Here is a 12197-nt window from a genome sequence, read left to right as displayed (position 1 = left end):
GGATGCCAGTGGCTGCCGGGTTGCCCAGGCGGCGTAGCTGCCGTCGAGTTCGACGACGTCGTAGCCGGCGCGGCGCAGCGCGCTGGCCGCGACGGAGTTCCGGACGCCGCTTTGGCAGTAGCTCACGATGGTGCCCTCGGCCGGGAGCTCGTCCAGGTGCCACATCACGCGGCCGCCGCTGAGCTGGTGGGAGCCCGGGATGTGTCCGGCGGTGTGTTCAGTGCGGTTCCGGACGTCCAGGACCATGGCGGCGTCGAAGTTCTCGAGGTCTTCAGGCGCGATGAGCTTCGGGGTGCTGACCGGCAGGCCCTCGAAGCCGGTGACGTAGCCGGCGACCTTGTCGATGCCGACGCGGACCAGGTGGTCCCACATCTCCTGCGCTGCGGACTGGTCAGGGGCCAGGAGCACGAGCGGGTTCTTGTCGGTTTCCGGGTTCACCACCCAGGCGCCGAAGCTGGCCACGGATTTGCCGGCCGGGACGTTGAGGGAGCCGGTGACGGTACCTTCGTGGACCTGGTCGTTGGGGCGGGTGTCGATGAACGTCACCGTGTCCGCGGCGAGGTCCTTCGCGACGGCGGCGAGGTCGAGTTCGGCCAGCGGGGCGCGTTCGCCCATCACGGCCGGGCCTTCACGGTTCTCCCGCTTCATCCGGCCGAAGTACGCGTGCGCGTCGGGCTGGCCGTCGAGGAGTTCATCAATGAAGCCCTGCTCGTCGTTGGCGGCCAGGTACGGGCCCCACCAGGAGTAGAGCCGCTCGTAGCCGACCGTGGAGGACGCGATCGCGCCCAGGGCCTTGCCGCAGGCACTGCCGGCGCCGTGGCCCGGGTGGACCTGGACGTGGTCCGGCAGGGTCAGGAACTTCTCCCGCAGGCTCGCGAAGAGCTGCTTGGCCCCGCCGAAGCGGGTGTCCACCCCGCCGGCAGCCTCATCCAGCAGGTCCGGGCGGCCCAGGTCCCCGGAGAAAACAAAGTCACCCGAGAGCAGGTACCCGGGGGTGTCGGCAAACGCACCATCGGTGACCAGGAAGGACAGGTGCTCCGGGGTGTGGCCGGGCGTATGCAGGGCCTTCACCGTGATGTTGCCCAGGGTGATCACATCATTGTCATAGAGGCGCTCAGCCTCGAAACCGTACTGCCAGTCCACTCCACCCTCACCGGAAACATAAGCAGTGGCACCGGTCGCGGCCGCCAGCTCCCGGGTGCCCGAGAGGAAATCCGCATGGATGTGGGTCTCGGTCACGGCAACAATCGTCATGCCGTTCTTCGCAGCCAGAGACTGGTACACCGCGATGTCACGGCGCGGGTCAACGACCAGCGCCTCACCCTTGGCCTGGCAGCCAATGAAGTAACTGGCCTGGGCAAGATCTTCGTCGTAGATGCGTTCCAGAAGCATGTGCTCTCCTTCGTTGGGTGGTGGGGAGAGTTCCCGGGAGGGATTCTCCGTTCCTCTACCTACAATGGTAATACCCCTGGGGGTATGTTGCAAGCCGGCCGTGTGGGGCGGCCGCCGTGCGTTCAGGCTGCGTGCCACCTGGCCGGGAGCCCCTTCAGTCCATAGACGATGGTGCTGTCCATCCGCTCAAGGCGCGACCCCGGGGCGACGGTCAGTCCTGGCAGCCGGGACAGGATGGCCTCCAGCGCGATCCTTGCTTCAAGTCTTGCAAGCGGGGCCCCGAGGCAGAAATGAACGCCGTGGCCGAACGCCAGATGGCGGATCTGATCCCGGTCGATGTCGAACTGGGCGGCCCGCGCGAATTGCCGCTCGTCGCGGTTCGCGGAGCCGATCCAAGCCACGAGCGGGGCGCCAGCCGGAATCTGAACGTCGCCGACGGTGGTTTCGGCAACAGCAATCCGGTACATGGACTGGACGGGGGACCGAAAGCGGAGCACTTCTTCTATGGCCTGGGGGAGCAGCGATGGGTTCTTTCCTAGCCGTTCGATGGTGCCGGGCACTTCGGTAAAGGAAAGAACCGCATTGCCTATCAGGTTGGTGGTTGTTTCATTGCCGGCAACGAGCAGCAGGCTGCAGAAACCCAACAGCTCGGGCACGCTCAGCTTCTGCCCGTCAATCTCGGCGGAGAGCAGGTTGCTGATCAAATCGTTGCCAGGCTCGCTCCGGCGTTGTTGGATCAGGTTCAGGAAGTATTCGGTCATCTCCTGGTTCGCGGCTTGATGGTCCTCAGTCGCCGCACCGGTCCGCGTTTGGCTGACAATGACGTCGGACCACAGCTTGAAGCGGTCACGGTCCTCGGCGGGCACGCCCAGGAGTTCGGAGATGACGATGACCGGCAGCGGGTACGCCAATGCCTGGATCAGGTCCGCTGTTCCGAGGGCAGCGATCCCCTCCAGAAGTTCTTCCGTGAGCTGTGAGATGCGGGGAGCAAGCGCGTCCACAGCTTTCGGCGTGAACGCCTGGGTCACCAGGGAGCGTAGTTGCCGGTGCCGCGGAGGGTCGGTGGTGATCAGGCTCGATGCGAACAGGTGACCTGTCTCGGACGGGTCGGCGCCATGCATCCGCGAGGAAAACCTCGCATGTTCGGACAATACCCGCTGCACGTCGTCGTACCGGAAGACATGCCAACTCTCCGATTGCTCGTCGTGAAAGACGGGTGCGGCTTCCCGCATTCTCTCGTAATGGGGGAAGGGGTCCAGCGGGTTCTCGGTGGCGGGGGCGAAGTCCATGGCTGGCCTCTCTGCTCAGCCCGGCGATCTATCGGCCTCGATGACCGTCGGGGCGTCGAATTGATGGACCCGTGGGACCCTGATTTTATCGGACGCCCGTTCCGCTGGACAGTAGCAGGTGAGCCCGGAAGTCATTCCGGGCTGTGTCCAGGCTGGGCGGCGAAAGAGGGGAGCAGCGTGGCGGACTCGGGGTCAAGGGGCCACTTCCAAGCGTTGATGCCGGGACCGGGTTGCCTCGCCGTCGTCCTCGAAAACGTCACGGGCGCTGCGAGGAACTGATAGCGGCGCCCATGAGGGTGCCGCTGACGTCGTTGCCTGGCTGGCGGATTCGCAAGACAGCGCAGCCGTGTCAGGATCAGGTATGCCCCACCGCCTGATGTTGATTGACACCGCGTCACTGTACTTCCGTGCCTTCTACGGCGTTCCCGACACAATCCGCCGCGCCGACGGCACGCCGGTGAACGCCGTCCGCGGCCTGCTCGACATGATCGCCCGGCTCACGACCGACTACGACGCGACGCATCTCGTGGCGTGCTGGGATGATGATTGGCGTCCGCACTGGCGGGTCGACCTCATCCCAAGCTACAAGGCGCATCGGGTCGCCGAGGCGGTCGCGGGTGCACCCGACGTGGAAGTCGTGCCGGACGCGCTCAAGGCGCAGATCCCGATGATCCGCCGTGTCCTTGAGCTCGCGGGCATCGCGGTCGTAGGGGCTGCCGAACATGAGGCGGACGACGTCGTGGGCACCTACGCCAGCCATGCGGAGGTTCCCGTCGATGTGGTGACGGGGGACCGCGATCTCTTCCAGGTGGTCGACGACGCCCGCCAGGTGCGGGTGATCTACACCGCGCGGGGCATGAAGAACCTCGAAGTCCTCACCGACGTGGTCGTCGTCGGCAAGTACCGTGTGCTGCCGGAGCAGTATGCCGACTACGCAACCCTCCGCGGCGACACCTCCGACGGGCTGCCGGGCGTCGCCGGCATCGGCGAGAAGACCGCAGCGGCCCTGCTCGGAGAGTACGGCACGCTCGACGCGCTGCTTTCGGCGGCGGCGGAGGCCGGAAGCGGGGTGTCCGCATCCGTGCGGTCGAAGCTTGCCGCGGCCGGGGACTACCTCAAGGTAGCGCCCGCCGTCGTGAAGATCGTGCGGGATCTCCAACTGCCGACACTCGAGGAGGCGGGCGCGCAGCTGCGTCCCGTCGTCGGCGACTCCCGCGCCGAACTCGAGCGTCTCGGGAATGAGTGGAACCTCGGCGGCTCGGTCAAGAGGCTCCTCAAGGCCCTCGACCGGCGTCAATGAGTGGAGACACCGTGGGGCGCTGAGGCACGGTAGTCGGTGCCGACGGCAGAAGGACGCGGGTGGAGTCAGATGGCGTAGCGGAGAATGCCGGCGGCCTGCACATTCTCCGGCATATCGGACCGTCGCACCGCGAGTACCCGGGCACCCGTACCGAGCGCCCGCCGGGCGATTTCCTCGACCGCGTCGTGGCCAGTGTCCGCATCAAAGGTGAGCGCGCCGTCGTCTCCGACGGAACCGCTGATTTGCGCATCCATGTCGACGGCGAGCGTGGCGATCGCGCCGAAGGCGGCCGCCCGTGCCAGATCGCTGAGGTCCGTCGAGGCACGACCGCTGGCGCGGCGCTCTTCAAATGTCGCCTGCAGTGCGACGAGTTCGGACGCGTAGATCCGGTCGAGCACACCGCGCGCTGCTTCCGCCAGCTGGGCCGAAGTCAGTTCGTCGGGGTTTCCCTCGATGGCCTCGGCAGCGAGGTGTGCATACCCTGTGAGATTGCGGTAGATGCTTCGAAGCGGCTCCGTCGCTGCAATAACCAGCGGCAACGACTGCCCGTTCAAAATTGGACGAAGCGCGTGATCGACGGACCGGGCGTACTGGGCCAGCCGGACCTTGCGCCCCTCTTCTCCTTGCAGCCGCCCGAAGTGGGAACGGCCGCCGATGGAGTCGAGGCCGACGGCACTCCCGGCATCAACTGGCATGCCGGGTACGGTGATTTCTTGGGCCGGCCGGTCAGCCGAGACCTCGATGAGGCGCGCCCCGTCCTGGGAAATCGCGAGCACGAGCGCCGCGTTGGGGAACGTTACGGCGCGCAGAAGCGGGGTGATGGCGAACCGATCAGACACGCTGACATGGTTTTCGAGATCGTTCGGCAAACGGAACTCCAACACCGACGTCGGTGTCGCAAAGATGGCCAAGCTCCGCCCCATGTCAAACCAGAACTCCGGGGTTTCCAGGAGCTCGTGGAGGAACGACTCTATGGCGGTGAGCGAGTCTTTGTTTGCCCCGGCGCGGAGCAGTTCCAGGGCGGAACCGAACAAAGAGCGCGCTCGGGTCTGGTTCTCCTCCGAATCAGCGGGGACAGTGCTCGTCGGCAGATACACTGTGACGCTGTGTGGATCGCGCGCAGCCGCCAGACGTTCCAAGTCGTATCGGGTCGGCATATCAATGTGCATGGGGTACTCCTTTGTGTTATCCCTGCGGTTGATCGCATGATGAGGGGCAAATGCCTGCCACTGCTCGATGCTGGCTGCCCGCCGAGGGTACGCAGTGCCCGATCAGCCCAGCATCCGGCCGTGGGATGCTGGTGTCAACAGTCGGTCGCGAGGGTCACGACCACGACGCAGATGCCAGGAGGGCGAAGAGCGGTTCGAAGTCGTACATGCTGGTGCTGTTGCTCATGGCGACGATGCCCAGACCGCGGTCGGGGTAGAGGCGCATGACGTTCCAGAAGCCGGCCCCGGCGCCGAAATGCTCCACCCACTGCCCGCCCACCAGGCCGCCGTAGGCGGGCCCGTCCACGTAGAAGTGGTTCAGTGACAAGTACGGCCCGCGACGGGTTCCGGCGATCCCGGCGGGGAACATACCGCGCAGCAGGGGGTCCATGATCCGGGGCGCCTTGAGGTAACCGGTCGCCTTGTCAGCGCCTTCCTGATAGCGGAACCCGGTGTGTTCCATGCCCAGAGGTTGCAGGATGAACTGGTGGACGTAGGACTCGAAGGCCATCCCGGACGCAGCGGCAATGACCTGTCCGGCGGCCAGATAGCCGACGTTGGAATAGCGGGCGCTCTGCCCGGCAGGGTAGCGGTAAACGCGGCGCCCGCCCATCAAATGGAGGAGCAAAGCCTCGGGATCCGGAGGATCCGCGTTGGCCGCATGCACCCAACGGATGGGCAACGGGTTGCCGAAACCGGCAGTGTGGTTCAGTAACTGGCCCACGCTCGGCGTCGTCCTGGAAGAGCGCAAGTAGGGGACGTACTCGCCCACCGGGGCATTCAGATCGAGGCGACCCTCGTCCACGAGCCGGAACGCAGCCGTCGCGGTCACGATCTTGGTCATGGAGAACCAGAGATACGACGTCGAGGCGGTTGCCGGCGTGTTCTCTGCACAATCGGCGAGTCCGTAACCGGCGGCGAGGAGCACCCGATCGCGATTCACTACGGTCACGGAGACGCCCGGAACGCCGCGCCCGCTCATCATCGCTGCGACGGCCGCCGTCATTCCGCGGGGCGGCCTGCCCGCCGCGATACTTTCGATGCCGCCCCCATGCCGCGGGACTTCGTCCCTGTGGGGTTTGCCGGAAGCCATCAGGTAGCCTTCCACGTCGAATGAATCCCGGCGCAAATCTACGCCTTTCCAGGTCTTCTCTCCAGAGCCGGCGGCCTCCGCCATGGGATTCTGTCACAGGCGGGCCCTTGCAGATCCCGCTCTCTGGCGCGTGCCGCTGAAGGAGACGAGAATGGGCTCGTGCCAGACCCTCGCCCCGACGGGGACGGCAATCCGATGAACGCCGCCGCCCGAAAGATTCAGCGCATCTACCTCACGTTGACGCTCGGCAATACCCTTGCGGCTTCGTTCATCTGGGGGATCAACACCCTCTTCCTGCTTGACGCCGGACTCAGCAACCTTGAGGCTTTTGCCGCGAACGCCTTCTTCACCGCCGGGATGGTGCTGTTCGAGGTGCCCACCGGAGTGGTTGCCGACAGTTGGGGGCGCCGCGTGTCGTTCCTGCTCGGCACCGCGACGCTGGCCGTCTCGACCTACCTCTATTGCCTGCTCTGGCAGCTTTCCGCCCCGTTCTGGTTGTGGGCCGTCGTGTCAGTGCTGCTCGGTCTGGGCTTCACGTTTTTCTCCGGGGCCGTTGAGGCCTGGCTCGTGGACGCCTTGCGCTTCTCGGGCTATGAAGGCGGGCTTGAGACGGTACTGGGCAGGGGACTGATGGTGTCGGGCGCGGCAATGCTGATCGGCTCGGTGGCCGGCGGTGTCATCGCCCAGGCCACCAACCTTGGCGTGCCGTTTCTGCTGCGGGTGGGTGTCCTGTTGGTGATGTTTATCGTGGCCTTTGGGCTCATGCGCGATGTCGGGTTCTCGCCCGAACATTCGGCCCATCCTCTGGATGCGACCCGTGCCGTGCTCACCGCCTCGATCGAGAATGGACTGAAAAATCCGCCCGTACGTTACGTGATGCTGGCCGCGCCGTTCAGCGCCGGCGTCGGGATCTATGTTTTCTACGCCCTCCAGCCGTACCTGCTGGAGCTCTTCGGCGACCCGCACGCGTACTCCGTGGCGGGCCTGGCGGCGGCCATCGTGGCAGGGGCACAGGTGCTGGGCGGCTGGATGGCGCCACGCCTTCGGGGCCTGGTTCACCGACGGACCACGGTGCTGATTCTGAGCAGCATTGTGGGCGCGTTGATTCTGATCGTGTTGGGTTTCACCCACGTGTTCTGGGTGGCACTGGTCCTCCTGGCACTCTGGGCCCTGGTCTCGTCGGCGGGCACTCCGGTGCGGCAGGCCTACCTGAACGACATGATCGCCTCGAAGCAACGGGCAACGGTGCTTAGCTTCGACTCGCTCATGGGATCGAGCGGTGGGGTGGCGGTGCAGCCGCTGCTCGGCCGGGCAGCCGATGTGTACGGCTACTCGGCGTCGCTGGCGATCGGCGGCGTCATCGAGTTGGTCGCGGTGCCATTCCTGCTGGCGAGTCGCCGGCAGCGCAACCGGGCGGATCAGGCCTACGCCCCGACGAGTACAACGAGCCCGGGGGCACAGCCGTCGTAGCTGTTTCAACCACCGCCGGCCGCCATGACGTTCCCCGCGCAGCAGCGGATTCCTCGCAGTATTGACTCTCACGGCCCCGAGCCTACGATAGTGCGCATCAGCACCTTCGAGGAGCAGATGTGTCATGTCCACCGCTGGTGCTGAGCATGTTGATGCCCCCGGAATTGGGGCCCGGGGCTGGCACGACGGGGCCGGGTACACCGAGTTGCCGGCGGACGTCTATTTCACTGTGGATGGCAGCTGGGGTGGCTTCCAGGAATCTGATCAACGCTGATCAAGAGGGAGAAACAATCATGCTGAAGGATCTCGAAATCATCGCAGTCCTCCCCGCCAAGGACATCGTCCGGGCGAGCAATTTCTACCGTGAGGTGCTGGGACTGGAGCCCGCGGACGCCATGGACGAGGAGAACCTGATGTACCGCTGCGGCAAAGGCACGGCCTTCCTGCTCTACAAGACCGACAATGCCGGAACAGCTAAAAACACCCAGATGGGCTGGGGAACAGACGACATCGAGGCCGAGGTCAAGGATCTGCGCGGCCGCGGCGTTGTGTTCGAGGAGTACGACTTTCCTGGTCTGAAGACTGAGAACGGGATAGCGTCGACTCCGGTAGGCAAGGCCGCGTGGTTCCTGGACAGTGAGGGCAACATCCTCAATCTCTTCCAGGGCCAGTAGCGCCGGCGCATAGAGGCGCCGCCCCTGCATCATTGGGGGACTCTGCAGGGACGGCGCACGCTTCACGCTACCTTGCGGGAGCGGCGCCGGGGCCAAGCAGGGTGAAGTCTTAACGTTTCCCTAGCGCCGGATCGGCGACGGCTGGGACATCGGGAGTCCGGTGATCGGAACGTGCAATACCGCTGGTGCCCGGCACCTTACTTTGGGCAGCCTTTCGGGCCTACAGTTGGGCTTCAAGAACCGTCGACAGGAGTGACCCATGATTACCCTGCAGATCGAACACCAGGTCCGGGACTTCGGCATGTGGAGGAGCGCTTTCGACAGTGATCCACTCGACCGCGCCGCTTCCGGGGTTCGGTCGTACCGGATCTCGCATCCGCTTGACCAGGAGGACTACGTGATGCTGGAGATGGATTTCGATACGCAGGCTGCGGCCGTGGACTTTCTGGGCCGGTTACAGAACGACACGTGGAAGACCGGTGTGACGGCGCCGGCGCTGGTCGGTGAGCCATCGACCAGGATCATTGAGACGGTGGCCATCGAGATGGTGGCCGCCCCCTAAGCGGTGCCGTCCGCACGCGGCGCAGCAAGGCCACACCGGACCCAACACCGGCGCCTTTCCCGAAGGTGCGCGCATCCTTGGCCGGTCAAGGGAACACCACAGCCGCTCGCGGCGCCACGGGTAACCTTGGAGTATGACTGCTGCAGCCCCATCAACCGTCAGCTTTGACGGCCGCTTTGACTCCCGTTTTGCCAGAGAGTTGGGGGAAATGGCCATTCCCTGGCAGGCAGCGGAGGCTCCGGACCCGCGTCTTCTCGTGCTCAACGAGCCGTTGGCCGCCGAGCTTGGCCTCGACCTCACCCAGCTGCGCGGTTCCGAGGGGCTGCGTCTGCTGACCGGCAATCTGGTCCCCAATGGCGCGACTCCAGTGGCGCAGGCCTATACCGGCCACCAGTTCGGCTTACCGGCCCCCCGGCTCGGCGACGGGCGCGCGCTCCTGCTGGGTGAGATCACCGACGCCGGGGGCCAGCTCCGCGATGTCCATCTCAAGGGCTCCGGGCGCACCCCGTTCGCCCGCGGTGGAGACGGGCTGGCGGTTGTCGGTCCGATGCTGCGGGAGTACATCGTGAGTGAAGCGATGCACGCGATGGGGATCCCCACCACCCGGTCCCTCGCCGTTGTGGCGACGGGGCGCCCGGTTCTGCGCGACACCATGCTGCCGGGAGCAGTGCTCACGCGGGTCGCGAGCAGCCATTTGCGCGTGGGCAGCTTCCAGTACGCCCGGGCCACGGGCGACATCAACCTCCTGCGCCGCCTCGCTGACCATGCGATCACCCGCCACCATCCCGGCGCCGCGGGGGCCGGGAACCCCTATGTCGCGCTGTTCCAGGCGGTGATAGCCGCACAGGCGTCCCTCGTGGCCCAGTGGATGCTTGTGGGTTTCGTGCACGGGGTCATGAACACCGACAACATGACAATCTCGGGCGAAACCATCGACTACGGGCCCTGCGCTTTTATGGACGCGTTTGACCCGGCCGCGGTCTACAGTTCGATCGACGAGACCGGGCGCTACGCCTACCGCAACCAGCCGGTCATGGCCGAGTGGAACCTTGCGCGGCTCGCGGAGTCCCTCCTTCCTCTCTTCCACGACGGGCAGGAGCAGGCGGTCGCCCTCGCGCAGGAGTCCCTCGCCGGATTCCGCCGGCAGTACAGCGCTGTCTGGTCGGCCGGCATGCGGGCCAAACTCGGCCTGCATCACGACCTCGACGACGTCGTCGCCTCGCCTCTCGTGGACGGGTTGCTCAGCCTCCTCCAAGCGGGGCGGGCCGACCACACCTCGTTCTTCCGAAGCCTCGGCGCGGCCGCCCGCGGACACCGGGAAGCCGCGCGTGGCCTGCTCCCCGACCCGGCCGCGTTTGATGCGTGGGCGGAGCGTTGGAGCGCCCTGAGCCCCGACGCCGACGCGATGGACCGGGCCAACCCCGTCTACATCCCGCGCAACCACCTGGTGGAGGAGGCGCTCGCTTCCGCCACGGGAGGGGAGCTGGACCCGCTCCAGCGGTTGATGGACGCGGTGGCCAAGCCTTATGACGAGCGCCCTGGGCTGGAGCGTTACGCTGCCCCCGCCCCCGCGGACTTCGGCACCTACCGGACCTACTGCGGAACTTAATCCTTCAAGAGGGCAACGGTGAGCGGTCCGGGACTGATTGGTCCTGGACCCCTCTTTTGCGTAGCCTGCACACTCCTTTCGCGGCTTCGGCCGGTAACCCCTATGCGCAGCAAGCCCCAGCATCAACCGTGTTGCAAGATACCCCCCGGGGTATTATTGTTGTGAGTAGTTGACGGGGACATCCCCACCTCTTTACGAAGGAGAGCACATGCTTCTGGAACGCATCTACGACGAAGATCTTGCCCAGGCCAGTTACTTCATTGGCTGCCAGGCCAAGGGTGAGGCGCTGGTCGTTGACCCGCGCCGTGACATCGCGGTGTACCAGTCTCTGGCTGCGAAGAACGGCATGACGATTGTTGCCGTGACCGAGACCCACATCCATGCGGATTTCCTCTCGGGCACCCGGGAGCTGGCGGCCGCGACCGGTGCCACTGCTTATGTTTCCGGTGAGGGTGGAGTGGACTGGCAGTACGGTTTCGAGGCTGAGCGCCTCTATGACAATGATGTGATCACCCTGGGCAACATCACGGTGAAGGCCCTGCATACGCCCGGCCACACCCCGGAGCACCTGTCCTTCCTGGTCACCGATGGTGCGTTTGCCGACACCCCCGGGTACCTGCTCTCGGGTGACTTTGTTTTCTCCGGGGACCTGGGCCGCCCGGACCTGCTGGATGAGGCTGCCGGCGGGGTGGACACCCGCTTCGGCGGGGCCAAGCAGCTCTTCGCGAGCCTGCGGGAGAAGTTCCTGACCCTGCCGGACCACGTCCAGGTCCACCCGGGCCACGGCGCCGGCAGTGCCTGCGGCAAGGCCCTGGGCGCGATCGCGTCCTCCACGGTCGGCTACGAGCGGCTCTACTCCTGGTGGGGCCCGTACCTGGCCGCCAACGACGAGCAGGGCTTCATTGATGAACTCCTCGACGGCCAGCCCGACGCGCACGCGTACTTCGGCCGGATGAAGCGGGAGAACCGTGAAGGCCCGGCCGTGATGGGCGAACGCGCCCCGCTGGCCGAACTCGACCTCGCCGCCGTCGCGAAGGACCTCGCCGCGGACACGGTGACGTTCATCGACACCCGCCCCAACGACCAGGTCCACGAAGGTACCGTCACCGGCTCCCTCAACGTCCCGGCCGGCAAATCCGTGGCCAGCTTCGGCGCCTGGGTGGTGAACCCGGAAACCGACAAGAACCCGCTCGTGCTCCTGGCCCCTGACCAGTCCGCAGCGCAGGAGATGTGGGACCACCTGGTCCGCGTCGGCATCGACAAGGTCGCCGGCTACGTCACCGGCTTCGAGGGCCTGCCGGTCAGCACCCCGAAGCTCATCGCGCCTGAAGACCTCGAGAACTTCGACGCCGCCATGGTCCTGGACGTCCGGAACCGCACTGAACACACCGCCGGACACATCCCGGGCTCCCACCAGCTCAGCGGCGGCCGCGTGATGTGGCACCTGGACGAGCTCCCGGCCGAGGGCACCATCGTGAGCTACTGCCAAAGCGGCGTCCGGAACTCCGTCGCGGCCAGCGCGCTGCGCCGCGCCGGCTACGACGTCGTCGAACTCGACGGCAGCTACGCCGCCTGGGCAACCCGGCAGCCACTGGCATCC

At 66.0% G+C, this 12197-nt stretch carries 10 protein-coding genes; 6 read left to right on the top strand and 4 right to left on the bottom strand.

Translation table 11 applies throughout. The features are described 5' to 3' along the window. Together K789_RS0105900 and K789_RS0105895 are read right to left on the bottom strand one after the other, a co-directional pair. Positions 1-1392: MBL fold metallo-hydrolase (locus tag K789_RS0105900; RefSeq protein ID WP_024365769.1), on the bottom strand; the 1392-nt coding region annotated here is incomplete at its 3' end. Between the two features lie 122 nt (positions 1393-1514). After that, positions 1515-2681, bottom strand: coding sequence for a cytochrome P450 (locus K789_RS0105895; protein ID WP_024365953.1), 1167 nt, complete (start codon positions 2679-2681; stop codon positions 1515-1517). Positions 2682-3042: 361 nt separating this feature from the next. Between K789_RS0105895 and K789_RS0105890 the strand changes: the two genes are divergently transcribed. Then, the gene (locus tag K789_RS0105890; protein ID WP_024365952.1) at positions 3043-3981 is read left to right on the top strand and encodes a 5'-3' exonuclease; all 939 of its coding nucleotides are present in this window, start codon (positions 3043-3045) and stop codon (positions 3979-3981) included. A 65-nt stretch (positions 3982-4046) separates the two neighbouring features. On the opposite strand, the gene K789_RS0105885 is transcribed toward K789_RS0105890, so the two are convergent. Together K789_RS0105885 and K789_RS0105880 are read right to left on the bottom strand one after the other, a co-directional pair. Continuing rightward, positions 4047-5150 carry a hypothetical protein gene (locus tag K789_RS0105885; RefSeq protein ID WP_024365951.1) on the bottom strand — a complete coding sequence of 368 codons (1104 nt, stop codon included), beginning with the start codon at positions 5148-5150 and terminating at the stop codon, positions 4047-4049. A gap of 154 nt (positions 5151-5304) precedes the next feature. Next, positions 5305-6318 (bottom strand): serine hydrolase domain-containing protein, encoded by a 1014-nt coding sequence (locus K789_RS0105880; RefSeq protein ID WP_237739528.1) that lies wholly within the window; start codon positions 6316-6318, stop codon positions 5305-5307. A 159-nt stretch (positions 6319-6477) separates the two neighbouring features. On the opposite strand from K789_RS0105880, the gene K789_RS0105875 reads away from it, so the two are divergent. From K789_RS0105875 to K789_RS0105855, 5 genes are all read left to right on the top strand, one after another. Beyond that, on the top strand, positions 6478-7752 hold the full coding sequence (locus K789_RS0105875) for an MFS transporter (protein WP_024365949.1): 1275 nt from the start codon (positions 6478-6480) through the stop codon (positions 7750-7752). Positions 7753-8045: 293 nt separating this feature from the next. Next, the gene (locus K789_RS0105870; RefSeq protein ID WP_024365948.1) at positions 8046-8426 is read left to right on the top strand and encodes a VOC family protein; all 381 of its coding nucleotides are present in this window, start codon (positions 8046-8048) and stop codon (positions 8424-8426) included. A gap of 259 nt (positions 8427-8685) precedes the next feature. Then, complete coding sequence (locus tag K789_RS0105865) at positions 8686-8988, top strand: hypothetical protein (protein ID WP_024365947.1); 303 nt, start codon at positions 8686-8688, stop codon at positions 8986-8988. A gap of 133 nt (positions 8989-9121) precedes the next feature. Continuing rightward, positions 9122-10597 (top strand): protein adenylyltransferase SelO, encoded by a 1476-nt coding sequence (locus K789_RS0105860; protein ID WP_024365946.1) that lies wholly within the window; start codon positions 9122-9124, stop codon positions 10595-10597. Positions 10598-10805: 208 nt separating this feature from the next. Continuing rightward, positions 10806-12197: MBL fold metallo-hydrolase (locus K789_RS0105855; protein ID WP_024365769.1), on the top strand; the 1392-nt coding region annotated here is incomplete at its 3' end.

It is taken from the genome of Arthrobacter sp. TB 26 (genome assembly GCF_000427315.1).
GTDB lineage: Bacteria > Actinomycetota > Actinomycetes > Actinomycetales > Micrococcaceae > Arthrobacter.
The sequence above is the reverse complement of the archived record's forward strand: the minus strand, read 5'-3'. Positions and strand labels throughout refer to the sequence as shown.

Bases quoted from the DNA above. Each gene is read 5' to 3' on its own strand.
- K789_RS0105895 (WP_024365953.1), bottom strand. From the start codon at position 2,681: ATGGACTTCGCCCCCGCCACCGAGAACCCGCTGGACCCCTTCCCCCAT.
- K789_RS0105890 (WP_024365952.1), top strand. From the start codon at position 3,043: ATGCCCCACCGCCTGATGTTGATTGACACCGCGTCACTGTACTTCCGT.
- K789_RS0105885 (WP_024365951.1), bottom strand. From the start codon at position 5,150: ATGCACATTGATATGCCGACCCGATACGACTTGGAACGTCTGGCGGCT.
- K789_RS0105875 (WP_024365949.1), top strand. From the start codon at position 6,478: ATGAACGCCGCCGCCCGAAAGATTCAGCGCATCTACCTCACGTTGACG.
- K789_RS0105870 (WP_024365948.1), top strand. From the start codon at position 8,046: ATGCTGAAGGATCTCGAAATCATCGCAGTCCTCCCCGCCAAGGACATC.
- K789_RS0105865 (WP_024365947.1), top strand. From the start codon at position 8,686: ATGATTACCCTGCAGATCGAACACCAGGTCCGGGACTTCGGCATGTGG.
- K789_RS0105860 (WP_024365946.1), top strand. From the start codon at position 9,122: ATGACTGCTGCAGCCCCATCAACCGTCAGCTTTGACGGCCGCTTTGAC.